General features: G+C 72.3%; 20 protein-coding genes. 14 read left to right on the plus strand and 6 right to left on the minus strand.

Annotated elements, in window-relative coordinates; all coding sequences use genetic code 11:
* Positions 1–6: 6 nt before the first annotated feature.
* The 5 genes from ACWDVB_RS00900 to ACWDVB_RS00920 are packed head-to-tail and all read left to right on the plus strand — an operon-like array spanning position 7 to position 4157.
* Positions 7–1008, plus strand: a complete 1002-nt coding sequence (locus tag ACWDVB_RS00900; RefSeq protein ID WP_451513397.1) for a GDP-mannose 4,6-dehydratase — start codon at positions 7–9, stop codon at positions 1006–1008.
* A gap of 48 nt (positions 1009–1056) precedes the next feature.
* Complete coding sequence (locus tag ACWDVB_RS00905) at positions 1057–1770, plus strand: nucleotidyltransferase family protein (RefSeq protein WP_451513398.1); 714 nt, start codon at positions 1057–1059, stop codon at positions 1768–1770.
* Between the two features lie 7 nt (positions 1771–1777).
* Positions 1778–2704 (plus strand): NAD-dependent epimerase/dehydratase family protein, encoded by a 927-nt coding sequence (locus ACWDVB_RS00910; protein ID WP_451513399.1) that lies wholly within the window; start codon positions 1778–1780, stop codon positions 2702–2704.
* Positions 2701–3366 (plus strand): spherulation-specific family 4 protein, encoded by a 666-nt coding sequence (locus tag ACWDVB_RS00915; protein ID WP_451513400.1) that lies wholly within the window; start codon positions 2701–2703, stop codon positions 3364–3366. The genes ACWDVB_RS00910 and ACWDVB_RS00915 overlap by 4 nt, the downstream gene beginning before the upstream one ends.
* On the plus strand, positions 3363–4157 hold the full coding sequence (locus tag ACWDVB_RS00920) for an endo alpha-1,4 polygalactosaminidase (protein WP_451513401.1): 795 nt from the start codon (positions 3363–3365) through the stop codon (positions 4155–4157). The genes ACWDVB_RS00915 and ACWDVB_RS00920 overlap by 4 nt, the downstream gene beginning before the upstream one ends.
* A 35-nt stretch (positions 4158–4192) precedes the next feature.
* Here the strand turns inward: ACWDVB_RS00920 and hemE are convergent, their stop codons facing one another.
* Entirely contained in the window at positions 4193–5266 is a 1074-nt protein-coding gene (hemE, locus tag ACWDVB_RS00925) for a uroporphyrinogen decarboxylase (protein ID WP_451513402.1), read from the minus strand.
* A gap of 85 nt (positions 5267–5351) precedes the next feature.
* Here hemE and ACWDVB_RS00930 point away from each other — a divergent pair, with 85 nt between their 5' ends.
* The 5 genes from ACWDVB_RS00930 to ACWDVB_RS00950 all read left to right on the plus strand — a co-directional run bounded on the left by ACWDVB_RS00930 (position 5352) and on the right by ACWDVB_RS00950 (position 12013).
* Positions 5352–6017, plus strand: coding sequence for a DUF3000 domain-containing protein (locus ACWDVB_RS00930; RefSeq protein WP_451513403.1), 666 nt, complete (start codon positions 5352–5354; stop codon positions 6015–6017).
* A 271-nt stretch (positions 6018–6288) separates the two neighbouring features.
* Complete coding sequence (locus ACWDVB_RS00935) at positions 6289–6951, plus strand: response regulator transcription factor (protein ID WP_030687574.1); 663 nt, start codon at positions 6289–6291, stop codon at positions 6949–6951.
* A 78-nt stretch (positions 6952–7029) separates the two neighbouring features.
* The gene (locus tag ACWDVB_RS00940; protein WP_451513404.1) at positions 7030–8295 is read left to right on the plus strand and encodes a ribonuclease D; all 1266 of its coding nucleotides are present in this window, start codon (positions 7030–7032) and stop codon (positions 8293–8295) included.
* A gap of 362 nt (positions 8296–8657) precedes the next feature.
* Positions 8658–9884, plus strand: a complete 1227-nt coding sequence (locus ACWDVB_RS00945) for a thiolase family protein (protein ID WP_451513405.1) — start codon at positions 8658–8660, stop codon at positions 9882–9884.
* A complete protein-coding gene (locus ACWDVB_RS00950) occupies positions 9881–12013 on the plus strand; it encodes a 3-hydroxyacyl-CoA dehydrogenase NAD-binding domain-containing protein (protein ID WP_451513406.1) in 2133 nt (710 codons plus the stop codon). Before ACWDVB_RS00945 ends, ACWDVB_RS00950 begins: the two co-directional genes overlap by 4 nt.
* Before the next feature lie 103 nt (positions 12014–12116).
* On the opposite strand, the gene ACWDVB_RS00955 is transcribed toward ACWDVB_RS00950, so the two are convergent.
* Entirely contained in the window at positions 12117–13199 is a 1083-nt protein-coding gene (locus ACWDVB_RS00955) for a hypothetical protein (RefSeq protein WP_451513407.1), read from the minus strand.
* A gap of 67 nt (positions 13200–13266) precedes the next feature.
* Between ACWDVB_RS00955 and ACWDVB_RS00960 the strand changes: the two genes are divergently transcribed.
* Entirely contained in the window at positions 13267–13635 is a 369-nt protein-coding gene (locus ACWDVB_RS00960; protein ID WP_451513408.1) for an NTP pyrophosphohydrolase, read from the plus strand.
* Between the two features lie 372 nt (positions 13636–14007).
* Here ACWDVB_RS00960 and ACWDVB_RS00965 read toward each other — a convergent pair whose 3' ends face one another.
* Positions 14008–14745, minus strand: coding sequence for a GAF and ANTAR domain-containing protein (locus ACWDVB_RS00965; RefSeq protein WP_451513409.1), 738 nt, complete (start codon positions 14743–14745; stop codon positions 14008–14010).
* 280 nt (positions 14746–15025) lie between these two features.
* On the opposite strand from ACWDVB_RS00965, the gene ACWDVB_RS00970 reads away from it, so the two are divergent.
* From ACWDVB_RS00970 to ACWDVB_RS00980, 3 genes are read left to right on the plus strand one after another with little or no spacing between them, the layout of a single operon-like run.
* On the plus strand, positions 15026–15763 hold the full coding sequence (locus ACWDVB_RS00970; protein ID WP_451513410.1) for a GAF and ANTAR domain-containing protein: 738 nt from the start codon (positions 15026–15028) through the stop codon (positions 15761–15763).
* A 5-nt stretch (positions 15764–15768) separates the two neighbouring features.
* On the plus strand, positions 15769–16497 hold the full coding sequence (locus tag ACWDVB_RS00975) for a GAF and ANTAR domain-containing protein (RefSeq protein ID WP_451513411.1): 729 nt from the start codon (positions 15769–15771) through the stop codon (positions 16495–16497).
* A gap of 53 nt (positions 16498–16550) precedes the next feature.
* A complete protein-coding gene (locus ACWDVB_RS00980) occupies positions 16551–17234 on the plus strand; it encodes an ANTAR domain-containing protein (RefSeq protein ID WP_451513412.1) in 684 nt (227 codons plus the stop codon).
* A 23-nt stretch (positions 17235–17257) separates the two neighbouring features.
* Here the strand turns inward: ACWDVB_RS00980 and ACWDVB_RS00985 are convergent, their stop codons facing one another.
* From ACWDVB_RS00985 to dxs, 3 genes are all read right to left on the minus strand, one after another.
* Entirely contained in the window at positions 17258–18754 is a 1497-nt protein-coding gene (locus tag ACWDVB_RS00985; protein ID WP_451513413.1) for an ArnT family glycosyltransferase, read from the minus strand.
* A gap of 84 nt (positions 18755–18838) precedes the next feature.
* Positions 18839–20341: an amino acid permease gene (locus ACWDVB_RS00990; protein WP_451513414.1), complete on the minus strand. Its 1503-nt coding sequence runs from the start codon at positions 20339–20341 to the stop codon at positions 18839–18841.
* Between the two features lie 155 nt (positions 20342–20496).
* Positions 20497–22425 (minus strand): 1-deoxy-D-xylulose-5-phosphate synthase, encoded by a 1929-nt coding sequence (gene dxs, locus ACWDVB_RS00995; protein WP_451513415.1) that lies wholly within the window; start codon positions 22423–22425, stop codon positions 20497–20499.
* Positions 22426–22452: the final 27 nt, after the last annotated feature.

A 22452-nucleotide genomic window follows, 5' to 3' on the forward strand; every position in this document is an offset into this window, starting at 1 on the left:
GCACCCATGACATCCGCACCGCTCGTCGCCGTCACCGGAGCCGAGGGCTTCATCGGCTCGCACCTCACCGAGGCCCTGGTCGCCTCCGGCCACCGGGTCCGCGCGATGGCGCAGTACAACTCCTTCTCGTCCTACGGCTGGCTGGACTCGCTCGCACCCGATGTCCTCGCCGAGGTCGAGATCGTCCTGGGCGACGTACGCGACCCGGGCTCCGTCAGCGGCCTGGTCGCCGGCGCCGAGACCGTCTACCACCTGGCCGCCCTGATCGCGATCCCGTACTCCTACCAGGCCCCGCACAGCTACGTCGACACGAACGTCACCGGCACGCTCAACGTCCTTGAGGCCGTACGCCACTTGGAGATCCCCCGCCTGGTCCACACCTCCACCAGCGAGACGTACGGCACCGCGCGGACCGTGCCGATCACCGAGGACCACCCCATCAACACCCAGTCGCCGTACGCCGCTTCGAAGGCGGGCGGCGACCGGCTCGCCGACAGCTACCACGCGAGCTTCGGGACGCCCGTGGTGACGCTGCGCCCGTTCAACACCTTCGGGCCCCGCCAGTCGATGCGGGCCGTCATCCCGACCGTCATCGGCCAAGTGGCGTCCGGCTCACGGCGGATCACGCTCGGAGACCTGCGCCCCACCCGCGACTTCACCTTCGTCACCGACACCGCACAGGCGTTCCTCGCCGTCGGCACCGCGCCCGCCGAGACGGTCGTGGGCCGCACGTTCAACGCGGGCACCGGCGGTGAGATCTCGGTGGGCGACCTGGTGCGGCTCATCGGCAAGGTGATGGACGCCGACCTCGACGTGTGCGAGGACGCGCGGCGTATCCGCCCCGCCGCCTCGGAGGTGATGCGCCTGGTCGCCGACGCGACGCGGCTGCGCGACGCGACGGGCTGGGCCCCGGCCCACGACCTGGAGCAGGGCCTGGCCCGCACCGTCGAGTTCTTCCGCGACCCGGCCCGCCTGGCCCGCTACAAGACCGACATCTACAACATCTGACGCCCCGACACGTCAAGCAACCCGCCCACTGCGCAAGGGAGAACGACCATGCACGCAGTCATCCTGGCCGGAGGCAAGGGCGTCCGGCTCCTGCCGTACACCACCTCGCTGCCCAAGCCGCTGGTCCCGATCGGTGACCAGTACGCGATCCTGGAGATCGTGCTGCGCCAGCTGGCGTCCGCCGGGTTCACCAGCTGCACCATCGCCATCGGCCACCTCGGCCACATCATCCGCGCCTACGTCGGCAACGGCTCCCGCTGGGGTATGCGCGTCGGCTACTCCACGGAGGACAGCCCGCTCGGCACGATGGGCCCGCTCCTGACGATGATGGACCGGCTGCCCGAGCACTTCCTCGTGATGAACGGCGACGTCCTCACCGACCTCGACTACGCGGACGTCCTGAGCCGCCACCGCGCCTCGGGGGCGCCGCTGACCATCGCGACGTACGCGCGCGAGGTGCGCATCGACTTCGGCGTGCTCACCACCGAGTCGGAGCGCGTGGTCGCCTTCACGGAGAAGCCGAGCATCGACTACCGCGTCTCCATGGGCGTGTACGGGGTCTCGCGCGACACGCTCGCCCCCTACACGCCGGGCCTCCCCCTCGGGTTCGACGAACTCGTCCTCGACCTCCTGAAGTCCGAGACCCCGCCGCACGCCTACGAGTTCGACGGCTACTGGCTCGACATCGGCCGTCCCGACGACTACGACCGGGCCAACGCGGAGTTCACCACGCACCGCTCGCTGCTCCTCAAGGGAGCGTGACGAGACCGTGCGCATACTCGTCCTGGGCTCCACCGGATACCTGGGCGGGCACGTCGCCGAGCGGCTGCGCGCCCTGCCGGGCGTGCGGTTGCTGCGCGGCGGCCGTGCCCCCGTCGACGACCACCGGATCGACCTCGCCACCATCACCCCCGACGCGCTCGCCGAACAGCTGCTGCGGGCCGCGCCCGACGCCGTGGTCAACTGCGCGGGCGCGGTCGGCGGCAACCCGCTGCCGCTCGCCGAGGTCAACTCCCGCGGCCCCGCGGTCCTCTGCCAGGCCCTGCGGGACGCGGTGCCCACCGCGCGCCTGGTGCACCTCGGCTCGGCGGCCGAGTACGGCCCCGGCGGCGTCGGCGAGCGGACCACGGAGGACTCCCCCGCCCGCCCGGTCACCCCGTACGGCGCCACCAAGCTGGCCGGCACCCTCACCGTCCTGGACGCGCGGCTCGACGCACTCGTGCTGCGGATCACCAACCCGGTGGGCCCCGGAGCCTCCCCGGCCGGGCTGCCGGGCCGCCTCACCGCCGAGCTGACCCGTGCCGTCGCCCGGACCCCGCACGGCGCGGTGCGCGTCGGTGACCTGTCCGCGCACCGGGACTTCGTCGACGTACGCGACGTGGCGCAGGCCGTGGCGCTCGCGCTGGCCCTGCCGGGGCGGCTGCCGCGGCTGCTGAACATCGGCGGCGGCCGGGCCGCGCCGGTGCGCGACCTGGCGCAGGGTCTGGTCGCCGTCTCGGGCTTCACCGGGGACGTCGAGGAGACGCTCGGCCCGGTGGGCCGTTCGACGGCGGTGTCCTGGCAGTGCTCCGACATCACGGCGGCGGAGTGGGAGCTGGGCTGGCGGCCGCGGTTCTCCCTGCGGGAGTCGCTGGGCGCGCTCTGGGCCTCCGACGGCGCCCCGCACCCGGCGCCCGCCACCGGGGACCCGCGATGACCCTGCTGGTCCCGCTGTACGTCCATCCGGCCGCGGACCCCGCGGCCTGGCGGACGCTCGTGGCGGCCGCGCCCCAGCTGTACGGCGTCGTCCTGAACGCCGCCGACGGCCCGGGCGCGGCCCCCGACCCCGCCTTCACCGACGCGGCGCGGGCGCTGCGCGAGGCGGGGGCGCGGGTCCTCGGGTACGTCGACACGGCGTACGGCCGCCGCCCGCCGGACGCCGTCGCCGACGACGTGGACAAGCACCGCGCCTGGTACGAGGTGGACGGCTGCTTCTTCGACCAGGTCTCCCCCGGCCGCCGCGAGCTGCGGCACTGCCGGCGCCTGGTCCGCTCGGCGCGGGAGCGGGGCGCGCGGACGGTGGTGCTCAACCCGGGCGTGCACCCGGCGCCCGGGTACGCCCGCGCCGCCGACCTGCTCGTCACGTTCGAGGGGCACTGGTCGACGTATCTGCGGTCGTTCACCGCGCCGTCCTGGACGGGGCGGCACTCCCCCGACCGCTTCTGCCACCTCGTCTACGGCGTGCCGCCCGCGCTGGCCCGCCTCGCCGGGCGGACCGCCGTGCTGCGCGGCGCCGGGGTGCACTGCGCGGTGCCGGGGGCCGGGCCCAATCCGTGGACGCGGCCGCCGCACCTGCCCGACCCCGGGAGCGGGCCATGACGTACCGCCGTTTCGCGGTCGCGCTCCTCGGCGTGGTCCTGCTGCTCGTCGGCTGCTCCTCGGCCGCGCGGGACGGCGGTGGCCCGGAGCGCTGGCGGCCCCGGCCCGGCACCGCGTGGCAGTGGCAGCTCGACGGCCGCGCAGACCCGCGTGTGGACGTCCCGGTGTACGACATCGACGGGTTCGAGAACCGCGCGTCGGACGTGGCCCGGCTGCACCGCGAGGGGCGCCGCGTCATCTGTTACGTCAATGCCGGCGCCTGGGAGTCGTTCCGCCCCGACAGCGGCGACTTCCCGGCCGCCGTCCTGGGCCGGGCCAACGGCTGGAAAGGGGAGCGCTGGCTCGACATCCGGCGCCTCGATGTGCTCCGCCCGCTCCTCGCGGAGCGGTTCGACATGTGCCGCCGCAAGGGGTTCGACGCCATCGAACCCGACCTCCTCGACGGCTACCTCAACCGCACCGGCTTCCCACTGAAGGCCCGCCACCAGCTGGCCTTCAACCGGATGGTCGCCCGCCTCGCGCACGAGCGCGGCCTGTCCGTCGGCCTGAAGAACGACCTCCCGCAGATCCCACGGCTCGTCGACGACTTCGACTTCGCCGTGAACGAGGAGTGCGCCCAGTACGAGGAGTGCGCCTCGCTCACACCGTTCGTGCAGGCGGGAAAGGCGGTGCTGCACGTGGAGTACGCCGTGCCCCGCGAGAGGTTCTGCCCGCAGACGCGCCGCCTCGGTTTCTCCTCCATGCGCAAGCGCCTGGAGCTGGACGCGTGGCGCGAGCCCTGCCCCAGCTGAACGACGGACGGGCAGGGATCGTTTTCGGACATTCTTCAGACAGCGGTGCGCGTGTGGACGTACTCCACGAGTCGGGTCAGCGCCTCGGGGTCCGTGGTCGGCAGGACGCCGTGGCCGAGGTTGAAGATGTGGCCCTCCAGGCCGCTCGCGGCGGCGAGCACCTCGTCCGTCTTGGCCTCGACGGCCTCGCGCGTGGAGAAGAGGACGGCCGGGTCGAGGTTGCCCTGGATCGCCTTGCCGGGCCCGACGCGGCGCGCCGCCTCGTCCAGCGGCACCCGCCAGTCGGCGCCGACGACATCGGCGCCGGCCTCGCCCATGAGCCCGAGCAGCTCGCCCGTGCCGACGCCGAAGTGGATGCGCGGCACGCCGTACGAGGCGACCGCGTCGAACACCTTCGTCGACGCGGGCATCACCGAGCGCCGGTAGTCGGCGGGCGAGAGCGCGCCCACCCACGAGTCGAAGAGCTGCACGGCGCTCGCGCCCGCCTCGATCTGCACCTTCAGGAAGGCGGCGGTGATCTCCGCGAGCCGGTCGAGCAGGTCCGCCCAGAGCCGCGGGTCGCCGTACATGAGCGCCTTGGTGTGCTCGTGGTTGCGGCTCGGGCCGCCCTCCACGAGGTAGCTCGCGAGGGTGAAAGGCGCGCCCGCGAACCCGATGAGCGGCGTCGAGCCGAGCTCGCCCGTCAGCATCCCGATCGCCTCGGTGACGTAGTGGACGTCCTCCGGCGTGAGGTCCCGCAGCTGCGCGAGGTCGGCGCGCGAGCGGATGGGGTTCTCGACGACGGGCCCGATGCCGGGCTTGATGTCGAGGTCGACGCCGATCGCCTTCAGCGGTACGACGATGTCGCTGAAGTAGATCGCGGCGTCCACGTTGTGGCGGCGCACCGGCTGCAGCGTGATCTCGGTGACGAGGTCGGGCCGCATGCAGGACTCCAGCATGGCGGTGCCCTCGCGGACCTTGCGGTACTCGGGCAGTGAGCGCCCCGCCTGCCGCATGAACCAGACCGGCGTGTGCGGCACGGCCTCGCGCCTGCACGCCTTCATGAAGGCGGAGTCGTACGTCGCTGCGTTCTGCCGGCCCTTGGGGCTCTGGCTGTTGTTGGCACTCACGCGGAAAGTCTCGCACGTTGACCGGGAACCCCCTCACGGGTGTCTCTCCCTGCGCGAAGGCGCCATTCCCCTTAACCTTCCCCGCATGGCTGCGGCTCAGGAACAACGGTCGGACGGCGCTGGAGAGATGGACGGTTCGGAGGGGAAGGTGGCGGATGCGGCTCCGCCGCCCTTCCGCGCGGCGGTCGAGGCGCTGCGGGAGGCACGGCTGCGGCCGGAGATCGAGATCGATCCGACGCGGCCGCCGCAGCGCCTCGCGCCGTACGCGTACGCGCTGGAGGCGGCGGTCGTGGACGGCGAGGAGGACCTCGCCGACGGGCGGCTCGTGCTGCTCCACGATCCGGCGGGGCACGACGCCTGGCAGGGCACCTTCCGGCTCGTCACGCTCGTACGGGCGGAGCTTGAGCCGGAGATGGCGGCGGATCCGCTGCTGCCGGAGGTGTGCTGGTCGTGGCTGACCGGGGCGCTGCAAGCGCGCGGGCTCTCGGTGGGGGAGGCGAGCGGCACGGTGACCCGTGCGGGGTCGCACTACTTCGGGGGGCTCGCGGAGCGGCCGCCCGCGTCCCAGATCGAGATCCGGGCCTCCTGGACGCCTCGGGAGGGGAGCGACGGGGTTCCGGACACGGGGGAGCATCTGGGCGCGTGGTGTGAGCTGCTCTGCCAGGTGGCCGGGCTGCCGCCGGTCGGGTCCGGCGCCGGGGACGGGTCCGTGGTGTCCCTGCCCCAGCGGCGGGGCCCGCTCTCGCCTTGACGGCTGCCCGCCCCACTCGCTCGTCCGTCCGCCCCGCGGCTTGTCGCGGGGCTTTCTCGTGTCGCCCGGGAGGGTGAGGGTTCGGAATGGTCTTCGGGTGGTCGAGTGGGTGTCCTAATTGCCCCGATTGACACTCATCAAATCGTGATCATTCCCTAAAGGCTGGCGGGTTTGCTGCCGAAGAGGTTTGTGACCTTGAAAAGCATGGTTCGTCCCGGCTTCATCCCCGAGCCGGTCCCGTCCCCCCTCCCCGCTCCCCCCAGGAGGCCTGGTGTCCGTTCTCCTCGAGCAGCCCGCAAGCCTGGTCGCCTACCGCCCGAACAAGCCGACCGCCATGGTCGTCGTGGCCGACCCCCGCGTCCGTTCCACCGTCACCCGCCATCTGTGGGCGCTCGGCGTACGTGACGTCATCGAAGCCTCGTCCATCGCGGAGGCTCGTCCCCGCATCGGCAACCCCCGTGACATCTGCGTCGCAGACGTCCACCTCCCCGACGGCTCCGGCCTGACGCTTCTCTCCGAGACCCGCGCGGCAGGCTGGCCCAACGGCCTCGCCCTCTCCGCCGCCGACGACATCGGTGCCGTGCGCAACGCCCTCGCGGGCGGCGTCAAGGGCTACGTCGTCACCGGCACGCGTACGAACGTCGGACTCCCCACCCGCCCCGGCGCCGCTCCCATCGGTTCGGCCGCCGCCCGAATGCACCGCCGCCCGCCGGGCGCCCCGAGCCACCCCGGCGGCTACCGCGAGCTGTCCGGCCGCGAGGTCGAGGTGCTCCGGCTCGTCGCCGAAGGCCAGTCCAACAAGGCCATCGGCGTCTCCATGGGCCTGTCCGCCCTGACCGTGAAGAGCCACCTCGCCCGGATCGCGCGCAAGCTCGGCACGGGTGACCGGGCCGGGATGGTGGCGGTGGCGCTGCGCACCGGAATCATCCACTGACTGATTTACAACCCTCCCCCGCCCGTCGACGGAACGTTCCGTCGACGGGTGCCGCGCATACACAGATACCCTTGACAGGTGACCGACGCCCAAGAGACCGCAGCAGACAGCTCACTGCGAACCACCGGAGGCGCCCCTCCGGACGACGTCGAAACGGCGCCGACCCCCTTGCTCGAGCCGCGCGACGGCATTCCGCCGGTGATCGCCGACGAGGAGTCCCTCGCCGCGATGATCGCCGCCTACGCCCGCGGCACCGGCCCCGTGGCCGTCGACGCCGAACGCGCGTCCGGCTACCGGTACGGCCAGCGCGCCTATCTCGTCCAGCTCCGCCGCGAGGGCGCGGGCTCCGCGCTCATCGACCCCGTCGCCTGCCCCGACCTCTCCGCTCTCGGCGAGGCCCTCGGCGACACGGAGTGGGTGCTGCACGCGGCCACCCAGGACCTGCCGTGCCTGCGCGAAATAGGCATGGTGCCGTCGCGGATCTTCGACACGGAGCTGGCGGGGCGGCTCGCCGGGTTCCCGCGGGTGGGGCTCGGCGCGATGGTCGAGGGCGTACTCGGCTTCGTACTGGAGAAGGGGCACTCCGCCGTCGACTGGTCGACGCGGCCGCTGCCCGAGCCCTGGCTCCGGTACGCGGCGCTCGACGTCGAGCTCCTCGTCGACCTGCGCGACGCCCTGGAGAAGGAGCTCGACCGCCAGGGCAAGCTGGAGTGGGCCCGCGAGGAGTTCGACGCCATCGCCTCCGCGCCGCCCGCGCCGCCCCGCAAGGACCCCTGGCGCCGGACGTCCGGCATGCACAAGGTGCGGCGGCGCCGGCAGATGGCGGTCGTACGGGAGCTGTGGACCGCCCGCGACCAGGTCGCGCAGCGGCGCGACGTCTCCCCCGGCAAGGTGCTCAGCGACGGCGCGATCGTCGAGGCGGCGCTCGCCCTGCCGCCGAACGTGCACGCGCTCGCCGCTCTCCCCGGGTTCGGGCACCGCATGGGGCGGCGCCAGCTGGAGCAGTGGCAGACCGCGGTGGACCGCGCCAAGGCGCTGCCCGACTCCGAGCTTCCGCAGCCCGGACAGACGGTGAGCGGGCCGCCGCCGCCCCGCTCCTGGGCGGACCGTGACCCCGCGGCCGCGGCGCGGCTCTCCGCGGCGCGGGCGGCCATCTCCTCGCTCGCCGAGCAGCTGAACATGCCCCAGGAGAACCTGATCACTCCGGACACGGTCCGTCGCGTCTGCTGGGAGCCTCCGGCTCAGGTGGACGCGGACTCCGTATCCACGGCCCTCGCGACCCACGGCGCACGCCACTGGCAGATCACCCAGGTCACCCCGGCCCTGGTCACGGCTCTGTCCTGACCCCGGCCCGTCGCCCCCTGTGCCGCCGCTCCGCGGCGGAGGTTTCCCACCCACCCACCCGTTCACCCCGCATCGAGGGGCGGACGGGTGGTTGCGTTGCGGGGCTGGTGCAGGGCAAACGGGCGGGTGGGTGGGGGAGATCCGCCGCGGAGCGGCGGTACAGGGCCACCCCCACCGGCCGACAGGGCGGCACAGGGGCGAGGCCGGCCCGGGCCCAGAAAACCCCGCCAAGGCCCGCCGCCAGGCAAGTGTGACCTTCGCCTCCCCGAGCCAGGACTGGGCAGCCTAGTTACCGACAAGTAGCATGGACCCCGGAAGCGCGCCGCAGGCGTGGCGCACCCGCACCCTGGAGGAGAGCCATCGTGCCTCGTACCGTCAGGGACGTCGTCTTCGTGGACGGCGTCCGCACCCCGTTCGGCAAGGCGGGTCCGAAGGGCATCTACCACGAGACCCGTGCCGATGACCTCATCGTGAAGGCCATCCGGGAGCTGCTGCGCCGCAACCCGGACCTCGACCCCGCCAAGATCGACGAGGTCGCCATCGCCGCGACCACGCAGATCGGCGACCAGGGCCTGACGATCGGCCGCACCGCCGGCATCCTCGCCGGGCTCCCGCAGTCCGTGCCCGGCTACTCCATCGACCGGATGTGCGCCGGTGCCCTGACCGCCGTGACCTCGGTCGCGGGCAGCGTCGCCTTCGGTGCGTACGACATCGCCATCGCCGGTGGCGTCGAGCACATGGGCCGCCACCCCATGGGCGAGGGCGTCGACCCGAACCCCCGCTTCGTCAGCGAGAAGCTGGTCGACGAGTCCGCCCTCTTCATGGGCATGACCGCCGAGAACCTGCACGACCGCTACCCGAGCATCACCAAGCGGCGCGCCGACGAGTACGCCGTGCGCTCGCAGGAGAAGGCCGCCAAGGCGTACGCCGACGGCAAGATCCAGGCGGACCTGGTGCCGGTCTCCGTACGCCGTACCAACGAAGAGGCCGGTGAGACCGGCTGGGGCCTCGCCACCGCCGACGAGCCGATGCGTCCGGGCACCACCCTGGAGAACCTCGCCGGGCTGAAGACGCCGTTCCGTACGCACGGCCGCGTCACGGCGGGCAACGCCGCGGGCCTCAACGACGGCGCCACCGCCTCCCTCATCGCCTCCGAGGAGTTCGCGCGGGAGAACAACCTCCCCGTCAAGATGCGCCTCGTCTCGTACTCCTTCGCGGGCGTCGAGCCGGAGGTCATGGGCTACGGCCCGATCCCGGCCACGGAGAAGGCGCTCGCCCAGGCGGGCCTGTCCATCTCCGACATCGGTCTCTTCGAGATCAACGAGGCGTTCGCCGTGCAGGTGCTCGCCTTCCTGGAGCACTACGGCATCGCGGACGACGACACGCGCGTCAACCAGTACGGCGGCGCCATCGCGTACGGCCACCCGCTCGCCTCCTCCGGCGTACGCCTGATGACGCAGCTGGCGCGGCAGTTCGAGGAGCAGCCCGAGGTGCGCTACGGCCTCACGACCATGTGCGTCGGCTTCGGCATGGGCGCGACGGTCATCTGGGAGAACCCGAACCACAAGGACGCCGGAGGCGACAAGTGAGCACCACGACCACTGAGCTTCTGAAGGGTGCAGCCGAGCTGTTCCCCGACGAGGTCGTCACGCAGGCGCACGTACGCCACCTCGACCTCCCCCAGGGTGCGGGCCGCTTCGCGCTCATCACCCTCGACAACGGCTTCGACCACACCAAGCCGACCACCTTCGGGCCGCAGTCCCTCGCCAACCTGAACACGGCGATCGACCAGGTCGAGAAGGAGGCGGCCGAGGGCAGCATCGTCGGTGCCGGCATCACCGGCAAGCCGTTCATCTTCGCCGTCGGCGCCGACCTCAAGGGCGTCGAGCTGCTGAAGCGCCACGAGGACGCGCTCGCCATCGGCAAGGGCGGCCACGAGGTCTTCAAGCGGCTCTCCGGGCTCGCCGTGCCGACCTTCGCGTACTACAACGGCGCCGCGATGGGCGGTGGCGTCGAGGTCGGTCTGCACTGCTCCTACCGCACCGTCTCCAAGGCGCTGCCCGCCTTCTCGCTGCCCGAGGTCTTCCTCGGCCTGGTCCCGGGCTGGGGCGGCTGCGCGCTGCTCCCGAACCTGATCGGCGCCGACAAGGCCGTCTCGGTCATCATCGAGAACTCGCTCAACCAGAACCGTCAGCTCAAGGGCAAGCAGGTCTTCGAGCTCGGCATCGCCGACGCCCTCTTCGAGGGCGCCGACTTCCTGGAGCAGTCGCTGATCTGGACGGCCTCCGTCCTGACCGGCTCGGTCGAGGTCGTGCGTCCCGAGATCGACCGCGGCGAGGGCTGGGACGCCGCCGTCGCCCGCGGCCGTGCCATCGCCGACTCCAAGGTGCACGGCGCCGCTCCGGCCGCCTACCGCGCCCTGGAGATCATCGAGGCCGCCAAGGACGGTGACCTCCAGAAGGGCTTCGACGCCGAGGACAAGGCGCTCGCCGACCTCATCATGGGCGGTGAACTGCGCGCGGGCATCTACTCGTTCAACCTCGTGCAGAAGCGCGGCAAGCGGCCGGCCGGCGCCCCGGACAAGAACCTGGCGCGCCCGGTCACCAAGGTCGGCGTCGTCGGCGCCGGTCTGATGGCCTCGCAGCTCGCCCTGCTCTTCCTGCGCCGCCTGGAGGTGCCGGTCGTGCTGACCGACATCGACCAGGAGCGCGTCGACAAGGGTGTGGGCTACGTCCAGGCCGAGATCGACAAGCTGCTCGGCAAGGGCCGCATCAACCAGGACAAGGCCAACCGCCTCAAGGCGCTGGTGAGCGGTGTCCTGGACAAGGCCGAGGGCTTCTCCGACGCCGACTTCATCATCGAGGCGGTCTTCGAGGAGATCGGCGTCAAGCAGCAGGTGTTCGCCGAGGTCGAGGCCGTCGCCCCGGCGCACGCCATCCTCGCCACGAACACCTCGTCGCTGTCGGTCACCGAGATGGCGTCGAAGCTGAAGCACCCCGAGCGGGTCGTCGGCTTCCACTTCTTCAACCCGGTCGCGATCCTGCCGCTCCTGGAGATCGTGCGCGGCGAGCGGACCGACGACGCCTCGCTGGCCACGGCGTTCGGTGTCGCCAAGAAGCTGAAGAAGACCGCGGTGCTCGTGAAGGACGCCCCGGCGTTCGTCGTGAACCGCATCCTCACCCGCTTCATGGGCGAGATCCAGAACGTCATCGACGAGGGCACCCCGGTCGCGGTCGCCGAGAAGGCCATCGAGCCGCTCGGTCTGCCGATGTCGCCGCTGGTGCTCCTGGAGCTGGTCGGCCCGGCCATCGGTCTGCACGTCTCGGAGACGCTCAACCGCGCCTTCCCGGAGCGCTTCACGGTCTCCCCGAACCTCGCGGCCGTCGTCAAGGCGGGCAAGCGCGGCTTCTACGTCTACGACTCCGGCAAGCCGGAGCTGGACCCCGAGGTCGCCGCTCTCCTCCAGCAGGGCGATGTCGTCCTGACCGAGGAGCAGGTGCGGGACCGCGTCCTCGACTCGGTGGCGCAGGAGATCGGGCTCATGCTCGACGAGGGCGTCGTCGCCGAGGCCCAGGACATCGACCTCTGCCTGATCACCGGCGCGGGCTGGCCCTTCCACCTGGGCGGCATCACGCCGTACCTGGACCGTGAGGGCGTCAGCGAGCGGGTGAACGGCAAGCGGTTCCTGGCGCAGGGCGTGGCGAGCGTCCCGGCGTAACGCGCACGGCAACGACGGTGGGCCGTACGGGAGTCGACCCGTACGGCCCACCGTCGTCTGTTCACGTCCGGCTGTTCACACCCGTCTGATCACACCCGTCTGTTCACACCCGGGCCCACGCCTCCAGCGCGAGGCCCGGCTCCGCCTTCTGGCGGGCGAGACGCAGCGTGCCGTCGAGGCCGATCGCCGCCATGACGACGCGGCCCCGCGCGTCCAGCGCCAGCGCCGGTGCGCCCAGGCACCGTTCGCCGGTCTCGGCCCACCACAGGCCCGCGCCCTCGTCCTCCGTGGGGAACGCGGCGAGCGCGGGGCGGCCGGTCTTCGCGCGGTGCGCGAGGACCGTGCAGTCATGGCCGTCTATGGTCGTCCGCAGGACCGCCGTGGGCCCTGTACCGGGGGCTCCGCCGAGCGGGACCACGGTCGCGGGACCGGCGTCCGCCGGACGGTGGGCGAGCATGCCGCCGCCGAGGACATCGGCGGCGTAGTACGTGAGACGGTCGGGAGCGGTCTCCAGGGCGGCGCCCGAGCCGGGGGCCGGGGCGAGCGGGATGTCGTCCGCGCGCAGCAGCTCGCCGCCCTGCTTCTCCTGGGCCCAGCGCAGCGTCGCCTCGGCGCCGGGCGCGAGGACCTCCACGCGGCCGCCGCTGGTGGCGAGGGCGACGATGCCGTCCAGGGCCGCGCGGACCTTGAAGTCCTTCCAGCCCTCCCACTTGCCGCCCTTGCCCTCACGCCGCATCCGTACGCTGTTCACGGCGTCCCGCACGAAGACGTGGACCGTGCCCGCGGCGTCCACGGCGGCGGCGGGCGCGCCGAGGTGCGGCGCGCGCTCGACGGCCTTGGTGTGCGGGTTGCCGAGCGAGCGCCAGTCCATGAGCGGCCGCCCCGTCTGGTACTGGATGGAGTGCACGAGGTCGACGACGCCCTCGCCGTCGGCTTCACGCCGCTCACGGCGGCCCACGAAGTGCACGTATCCGTCGGCGCCCTGAGCCAGCGTCAGATACGTCAGGTCGGGCGCCTCGAAGAAGTCGGGGCCCGTCCAGTCGGGGCCGCCGGGCGCGCTCTCCGTCCAGCGCAGCAGCCCGCCTTCGGTACGGGCGTACGCGGTGAGCCGGCCGCCGCTGCCGCGCAGCAGCCAGCGGGCGGTCTCCGGGGCACCGGTGCTGACGTACCTCGTCCTCGACGGCATGACTCGGCGGCAACCCTTCCACGTTCACGTGCGCACAGCGTTCTGCCCATTAGTTTACGTTTGCCGTATGAGAACTCTTGTCGTCGTCGACGCCGCGAACGTCGTCGGTTCCGTGCCGGACGGCTGGTGGCACGACCGCCGCGGGGCCGCCGAGCGGCTGCGCGACCGGCTCGTCGCGTACGCCGAGGAAGGCATCCCGGGGCATCCGGGGCCGCTGGACATGGTCCTCGTCGTCGAGGGGGCCGCGAGAGGCGTCGATCCGGTGCCCGGCGTACGTGTCGAGAGCGCGCCCGGCAGTGGCGACGACCGCATCGTGGAGGTGGCCGCCGAGGCGGCGGGCCGGCCGTGCGTGGTGGTCACGGCCGACCGTGAACTGCGCCGCAGGGTCGCGGAGTCGGGCGCCGAGTGCGTGGGCCCACGGACCGTACGCCCTTGAAGCCGCCCTCCCTGTCCCGCACGGCATCGGCGGCGCGCCAAGTAGGCCAGTTTTCGGTGCTCCGGCCCCGGCTCCCCGGGCCTACAGTTCTTGGCCAGAGGGGCACTAGTCCGTGCCCCGGCCCCCAGTCCCCGGGCTCGCGTCGAGATCAGGACCCAGGCGACCGGGGCGACGCTCCGCGGCGAACGCGGCCCCGGCCCACGCGTCCTCAGCCCGGCCCGGGGCAACTCCCGCGCCCCCGGGTCATGAGGACGGCGACGCGAGGGGGACGGAGAAGCCCTGCCCCCCGCGCCCGATCGGCCGCCGCTGCTTCGAGCGACTCAGCGGCGGCCGTGAGCTGTGGTGGCCCGGCCCCGGCCTCAGGCCCCTGCCTCAAAGCCCGGCGGAGTCCGACGGGGGAGGCTCGGGCAGTCGCAGCCCGTGGTGGACGATGGCGTGGGAGAGGTCGGTCAGGTCGCTGTCGCGGGCATGGGCATGGGAGCGCAGCAGGGCCAGCGCCTGGCCGGTGGTGAGGGCGTGGCGGTGGCTGATCATGCCGGTGGCCTGGTGGACGACGGCATCGACGGGCAGGAGCCAGGCGTCGGCGGCGTCGTCCTCGCCGGGGGCGGGCACGGCCAGGAGCAGCAGCTCGGCGGCGCGTACGTAAGTGCGGCCGATGTCCAGGTCCGCTTCGGGCAGCATCCCCGGCCGGTCGCGGTAGAGGCACAGCGCGAGCCCCGGCTGGGGCAGGGTGTGGCCGGCGGGGACCGCGGGGAGCGCGAAGACGGCCCGGATGCCGTGGGCGCGGCCCTCCGCGGCGTAGACGGGCCAGGCTCCGGCGACGTCCGCGTCGTCGAGGTCGGGGGCGAGGACCGGCACGAGGCGGCTCAGGGCCTGGACACAGGGTCCTTCACCGAGGTTCACCTGGAGGGCTTCCCCCCGGGCGGCCAGCGGGCCCTCGGCGGCCAGGGAGACGCGCTGCGCCAGCGCGGCGTCCGCCGCCAGCGTCAGACCCACCGAACAGGCCCGGCTCAGCTCTGTCCGGCACGCGCGCGCGAGGCTGCCGGCCGGGTCGGGGCGGTCGAGATGGAGGGCGGCGAGTTCGACGGCTGCCGCCCGGGCGGCGGTCATGGGGACAGGAAGACGGGTGCGGCACGAGAGCACGCACCAATGAGTGTGCGCATGGTGTGCTTCCGATCTTTGGCACTCAACCGCCGATGCTGCCCTTGATCGGAAGCCAATGTCAGGGTTGCCGTGCGAGACAGAACCGTCTGTGCGAGTACGGGCAGTTGCTTCCACCCTACGCTCCTGACACCGCCCCGCAATGGCAGATGCCCGCGATGAAATCAGGCGTCATAGACTGGGTAGGCCATTTCCCAGGCGAATTCGGCCAGGCAGGAGGTGACGGGCCGTGGTCTCCAAGGGCGACCTCGCCGCCGTGCTGGCGAGCCTGCGCCCGGCGCCCGACAGCGTCGGCCCGGTCGGCGCGGACGCGGCCCGGTGCGCCCGTGCGCTCGGGGTCGACGGCGTGGCCGTGTCCGTCACGGTCGCCGGCGGCCTCAATGAGCTGCTGTGGTCCACCCCGGGTGTCAGCACCCGGCTGGAGGACCTGCAGTTCACCCTGGGGCAGGGCCCGGGCCCGGAGGTCGCCGTTTCGGCCACGGCCGTCTCGGTGCCCGACCTGGCGGCCGAGCCCGTCGACCGGTGGCCGACCCTGCTGCCCGAGGCGCTCGCGCTGGGGATCGGGGCCGTGTTCTGTCTGCCGCTGCTGGTCGGCACGGCCTGTCTGGGCACCATGACCCTGCAGCGGGCGAGGCCCGGCCCGCTGGAGGAGCTGTCCCTGGCCGACGCGTGGATCGTCACGCGCGCGCTGACCGCCGCGCTCGTGCGGGACGGTGGACAGTGGGAGGCCTTCGCCGCCGCGGAGGACGGGTCGCACTTCTACCGTGCCGCCGTGCACCAGGCCACCGGGATGATCAGTGTGCAGGCCGGCGTCTCCCTGGCCGAGTCGCTGATCCGGCTGCGGGCCCACGCCTTCCGCCATGGAAGGCCGTTGATCGAGGTCGCAGAGGACGTGGTAGCCCGTCGGGTGCATTTTCGCCATGATGATGGAGACGAGCCGGGCGCTTCTGGCCGGCGGAGGGACTGAAGGGCATGACTCGAGAAGAACGCCTGCTGGCGGCCGTCATCGACGCGGTCGACACGCTCGTCGACGATTTCGACCTGATCGACTTCCTGCACACGCTCTGCGATCGCTGCACGGAGTTGCTCGACGTGTCGGCGGTGGGCGTCATGCTCGAGGATCCCGGCGGCAGACTGCAGCTGATCGCCGCCTCCGACGAGCACACCCGCCTGCTGGAGCTCTTCGCACTCCAGCACGACCAGGGCCCGTGCGTGGAGACCCACAAGAGCGGCACCGTGCGGCTGAACATCGACCTGACCTCGCCGGTGGCCACCAGCGCCTTCCCGGTCTTCGCGGCCCGCGCCCGCCAGGCCGGTTTCCTCGTCACCCACGCGCTGCCGATTCGCCTGCGCGAAGAGGTCATCGGCGCGCTGAACCTCTTCGACACCCGCTCGCAGGACCTCTCCCCCGCCGACGCGCGGGTCGCGCAGGCGCTGGCGGACGTGGCGACCATCGCCATCCTGCAGCACCGCACCCTCACCCACGCCAACCAGCAGCGCGCCCAGATGCACGCGGCCCTGATCAGCCGCGTCGTCATCGAGCAGGCCAAAGGCATACTCGCCGAACGCTGGAGCACCGGCGTCGACGACGCCTTCGACGCGCTGCGCCGCCACGCCCGCGCCCACCAGCTGGGTCTGACCTGGCTGTGCCGCCAGATCATCGACGGACACCTCGACACCGACGCCATAGCACGCCCCTGACCACCCACCGCCCCTCAGCCACCCCTTCCCGCGACCTCTCGTTGGGACACCCCATGGATGACGACCACGCCGCCGCCTGGCTACGGATCGGCGCCTCCGAGGGCGGCATCAGCCTCGCCTCGGCCTGCCGGGCCTGCGCCTCGGACCTGGAGGCCGACTGCCTCGGCGTGACCCTGGTCGTCTCCGGTGAACTGCGCCTCCTTGGCCACGCCACCGACGAGCGCGCCCGGCGCCTGGAGGACGCCCAGCTCACCACCGGGGAGGGGCCCTGCACCGACGCCTTCGTGCAGCACACCCTGGTGGAGGAGGCGGACCTGGACCAGGCGTTCGCCCGGTGGCCCGCCTTCACCCAGGCCGCCGCCGAGCAGCTGATGCGCTCCGTGGCAGCTCTCCCCCTGGCCACCGGCCAGCTGCGCATCGGCGCCATGGACCTCTACCGCACGACGCCCGGCCTCCTCACCGACCGGCAGAAGTCCCTGGGCCGCGCCTACGCCCGCATCCTGGCCCTGCTGGCCCTCGACGAGCACCCCCACCTGCTCACCGCCGAGCACCGCCCGCCACGGGCCGGTCCGCAGGGCTACCCGCCCAGCGTCCACATGGCCGCCGGCATCCTCGCCGAGACGTACCAGCTTCCCCCGGACGACGCCCTGGCCCGTATGCGCGCCCACGCCTTCCGCCACAACCAGCCCCTCCACCAGACCGCCGACCACGTCCTGACCCACCACACCCTCGACTGACGCGCGTACGCCCTTCGGGGCCGTCACCGCCCCCGGTGGTCCACCCGTACGTACACCACCGCCCCGTCCACCCACAGCACCGGCTCGTATCCCACCGCCAGGGCACGCCGCAGGGACGGGACGCGGGCCGGGGCGTACGGCAGGCCCCGGGAGTCGTCGACCACCAGGGCCGGCGGGTGGGCCCGCCACTCCTCGCGGAAGGCGGGCCAGGCGCCGTCGACCGCGTACTTCTCCCCCACCTGGGGGCCGTTGCGGCCGCCGCTGTAGTTGGTGAGCAGCCCGGCCGTGAGGAAGCGGCTGGCGGGGGCGCGGTCGGCCAGCCAGTACGCCTCCGGGTGTATCCCCCAGAACAGCACCTTCGCGTCGGGCGCGGTGTGTGCCCTGACGGTCTCCGCGAGGCGTGTGGCGTGCGCCAGTTCGGGGCGTGGCGCGAGGAGGCCCCAGGCCAGGAACAGCGTGGACGCGCACCCCGAGGCGATGACCGCGCGGACCGTCCGTTCACGTGGCAGGATCTGTAGCGCCGCCGTGCCCAACAGGGCCAGTGGCGGCATGAGTTGCAGGTAGTAGTGCCCGAAGAAGTGGAAGCCGAGGAGCACCGCGGCCACCGATGAGGCGAGCCACAGCCACAGCTCGCCCGCCCCGGTACGGGCGACGCGCAGGACGCGTACGACCGGTGGGACGATGCCCGCGCAGGCCACCGCGAGGATCGCGGCGTTCACCAACCCCCGCCCCAGGACGTGAAGTTCGGAGCCCGTGAACGAGGCGTACGCGCCCGAGCCCGTCACCGTCCAGAACAGGAAGCCCCAGGGCGTCGTCAGGGCGGCCGCGGCCAGGACGGGAGCGGACAGCCCGGCGCCCAGGCGCAGGACGTCCCGGCGTGGGGCGCCGCCCCGCCACAGCAGCCACAGGACCGGCAGGAGCACCGCCCCGCCGGTCTGCTTGGCGAGGAACGCGCAGGCCACCGCGGTCCCCGCGGCGCCCCAGCGGCGGCGGTCCGCGCACCACATGGCGGCGGCCGTGCACGGCAGCAGGAAGATCTCGAAGGTGGCCGCCTGGGCGTCCTCCGGGTTGAGGCCGATCGAGATCAGGAGGTACAGGACGCCCGCCGTGCGCCCCGCGCCGTCCCCCCAGCGGCGCCGGGCCAGCGAGGCGAGCAGCACCGCCGTCAGAAGCTGCGCGGCGAGGGCGAGGATCTTCAGTGGCAGCAGCGAGGTGTCGCCGAAGAGCGCGAAGGACCCCGCGTAGAGCCAGGGGACGAGTGGTGGCTTGCGGTCGACGACCGTCTCGTAGAGTTCGCCGCCGTCGGCCAACATCCGTGCCTGCACGGCGAGATAACCCTCGTCGGGATTCCACAGCGGCCACCGGAAGGAGGGCAGGCGGGTCACGCACGCCAGGGCGGCGAAGAGCGGGAGCAGCCGCGTCCAGTAGGCGCCCCGGGGGTCGGGGACGTACTCCTCGCGCGGGCCCGGCACCCGTAGGTCGCGTACGGGGCGTAGTGAGGTGGGGGGCGCGGCGGGCATACGGTGCACGCTATCCGGCCCCGCAGTTCCCGACGGATCGGGACATACGGGGCCGGAGCCACATGCCTGCCGAATGGCGGGTGACTACCGTGCGCCGTCGGCGGGGAACCGCTTCCCGCGTAGGCCCAACTGGCTGTGCGAACGCCCGTACGCGAAGTAGACGACGAAGCCGAGCGCCATCCAGATGCCGAACCGCAGCCAGGTCTCGGCGGGCAGGTTCAGCATCAGCCACACCGAGGCCGCCACCGAGAGGATGGGCACCAGGGGCACCATCGGGGTGCGGAAGGCGCGGGGCAGGTCGGGGCGGGTGCGGCGCAGGATGATGACGCTCAGGGCGACGACGACGAAGGCGAAGAGCGTGCCGATGTTCACCAGTTCGGCGAGTTCGTTGAGGCTGGTGAAGCCCGCGAGTACCGCGATGAGCACACCGAGCAGGATGGTCGGCCGGTGCGGCGTCCGGTACTTCGGGTGGACGTGCGAGAAGAACCGGGGCAGCAGCCCGTCCCTGCTCATCGCGAAGAAGACGCGGGTCTGGCCGAGCAGCAGGATCATGCAGACGGTGGTGAGGCCGACGGCGGCGCCGAAACTGATGATGCCCGCGTAGGCGGGGTGCCCGGTGGACTTGAAGGCGTCGGCCAGTGGGGCGTCCACGGAGAGTTCGCTGTAGTGCTGCATGCCGGTGACGACGATCGACACGGCGACGTACAGGACCGTGCAGATGAGGAGGGAGCCGAGGATGCCGCGCGGCATGTCGCGCTGCGGCAGCTTGGTCTCCTCGGCGGCGGTGGCCACGATGTCGAAGCCGATGAACGCGAAGAAGACGACCGAGGCGGCCGTGAAGATGCCGAGGACGCCGAAGTTGGTGGGCGCGTACCCGAACATCAGCTGGATCAGCGGCGACTGGATGCTGTCGCCCGGGGGGACCTCCTGCGCCTTGGGGATGAACGGCTTGTAGTTGTCGGCCTTGATGAAGAAGGCGCCCGCGATGATGACGATCAGGACCACGGCCACCTTGATGGCCACGACGACCGTGGTCACGCGCGCGGAGAGCTTCATGCCGAGGACGAGGACGACCGTGAGGACGAGCACCAGGGCGAAGGCGAGGATGTCGAAGCCGAAGCCCTCGGCGGCATCGGGCCCGGTGAGCACCTCCGGCAGATGCCAGCCCACGTTGTCCATCAGCGAGCGGACATAGCCGGACCAGCCGACGGCGACCACGGCGGTGCCGAGGGCGAACTCCAGTACCAGGTCCCAGCCGATGATCCAGGCGGGCAGTTCACCCAGTGAGGCGTAGGAGAAGGTGTACGCCGATCCGGCCACCGGCACGGTCGAGGCGAACTCCGCGTAGCAGAGGGCGGCGAGCGCGCAGACGACGCCCGCGACGACGAAGGCGAGCGCGGTGGCGGGCCCCGCGGTCTCCTTGGCCACCTTTCCGGTCAGGACGAAGATGCCGGTGCCGATGATGACGCCGACGCCGAACACCGTGAGGTCGAGGGCGGAGAGCGACTTCTTGAGCGCGTGCTCCGGCTCCTCGGTGTCCTGGATGGACTGCTCGACGCTCTTTGTTCGGAACAGGGTACTTGTCACGGGTGAACCTCCACGCTTGTCGTCCCGTCGTCCCCGACATGATCGAGAGACCGAGTACCCCCAAGGCTCCGGCACGGGCCCATTCACGCGAATGGGCCGGTCCCACCACCCGTACAGGGTGTCGGGACCGGCCCATCGGCCGCGTACGTTGACGCTCAGTCGCGGGCGGGCTCCACGGCGTCCACCGCGGCGGCCGAGCGCTCGTACCGTCCGTCGAGCTTGGCGACCAGACCCGTCACCTGGCGGGCGATGTCCGGGGCGGTCAGGCCGATCTCCGCCATGATCTCCTTGCGGGAGGCGTGGTCGAGGAAGCGCGGCGGGATGCCGAAGTCGCGCAGCGGTACGTCCACGCCCGCGTCGCGCAGCGCCTGGGCGATGGCCGAACCGACGCCGCCCGCGCGGGAGTTGTCCTCGACGGTGACGACGACGCGGTGCCGCTCGGCGAGCGGCGCCATGGCCTCGTCGACCGGCTTGACCCAGCGCGGGTCGACGACGGTCGTGGTGATGCCCTGCTTGTCGAGCAGACCGGCGATCTCCAGGCACATGGGGGCGAGCGCGCCGACGGAGACCAGCAGCACGTCGGGCCTCTCGCCGCCCGCCTCGCGCAGCACGTCCATGCCGCCGACCTTGCCGACGGCCTTGACCGCCGGGCCGACCGCGCCCTTGGAGTAGCGCACGACGGTCGGCGCGTCGTCGACGTCGACGGCCTCGCGCAGCTGGAGGCGGACCTGGTCGGCGTCGCGCGGGGCGGCGATCCGCAGGGTCGGCACGCACTGGAGGATCGACATGTCCCACATGCCGTTGTGCGAGGCGCCGTCCGTGCCGGTGACGCCCGCCCGGTCCAGGACGAAGGTGACGCCGCACTTGTGCAGGGCCACGTCCATCAGGAGCTGGTCGAAGGCGCGGTTGAGGAACGTCGCGTACACCGCGAAGACGGGGTGCAGGCCGCCGGTGGCGAGGCCCGCCGCGGAGACGGCCGCGTGCTGCTCGGCGATGCCCACGTCGTAGACCCGGTCGGGGAACTCCTCGGCGAACTTCTTCAGGCCGACCGGCTGCAGCATGGCGGCCGTGATGGCGACGATGTCCTCGCGCTCCCGGCCGAGCTTGACCATCTCCTCGCCGAAGACGGACGTCCAGTCCATGCCGCCCGCGGCGATGGGCAGCCCGGTGTCGGGGTGGATCGGGCCGATGCCGTGGAAGTGGTCGGCCTCGTCCTCCTCGGCGGGCTGGTAGCCGCGGCCCTTCTCGGTGAGGCAGTGCACGATGACCGGGCCGCCGAAGCGCTTGGCGCGCTGCAGCGCGGACTCCAGGGCCTCGATGTCGTGGCCGTCGATCGGACCGACGTACTTCAGACCGAGGTCCTCGAACATGCCCTGCGGGGCGATGAAGTCCTTCAGGCCCTTCTTGGCGCCGTGCAGCGTCTCGTAGAGCGGCCTGCCGACGACCGGCGTGCGCTCCAGGAGGTCCTTGCCGCGGGCGAGGAACCGCTCGTAGCCGTCGGTCGTACGCAGCGTCGCGAGGTGGTTGGCGAGGCCACCGATCGTGGGGGCGTAGGAACGCTCGTTGTCGTTGACGACGATCACCAGCGGGCGGTCCTTGGCGGCCGCGATGTTGTTCAGCGCCTCCCAGGCCATGCCGCCGGTGAGCGCGCCGTCACCGATGACGGCGACGACGTGGTCGTCCTTGCCGCGCACCTCGTTCGCCTTGGCGAGGCCGTCGGCCCAGCCGAGGACCGTGGAGGCGTGGCTGTTCTCGATCACGTCGTGCTCGGACTCGGCGCGCGAGGGGTAGCCGGAGATGCCGCCCTTGGTGCGCAGCCTGCCGAAGTCCTGGCGGCCGGTGAGCAGCTTGTGCACATAGCTCTGGTGACCGGTGTCGAAGAGGACCTTGTCCTGCGGCGACTCGAAGACGCGGTGCAGGGCGATGGTGAGCTCGACCACGCCGAGGTTGGGGCCGAGATGGCCGCCGGTCTTGGAGACCGCCTCGACGAGGAAGCTGCGGATCTCTCCGGCCAGCTGGTTCAGCTCCTCGGGACTGAGCCGGTCCAGATCGCGCGGTCCCGTGATGCGGGTCAGCAGCGGCACCCGTGCCTCCTTGCAGTAGAGCTGAGA

Source organism: Streptomyces sp. NPDC003379, from assembly GCF_053589195.1.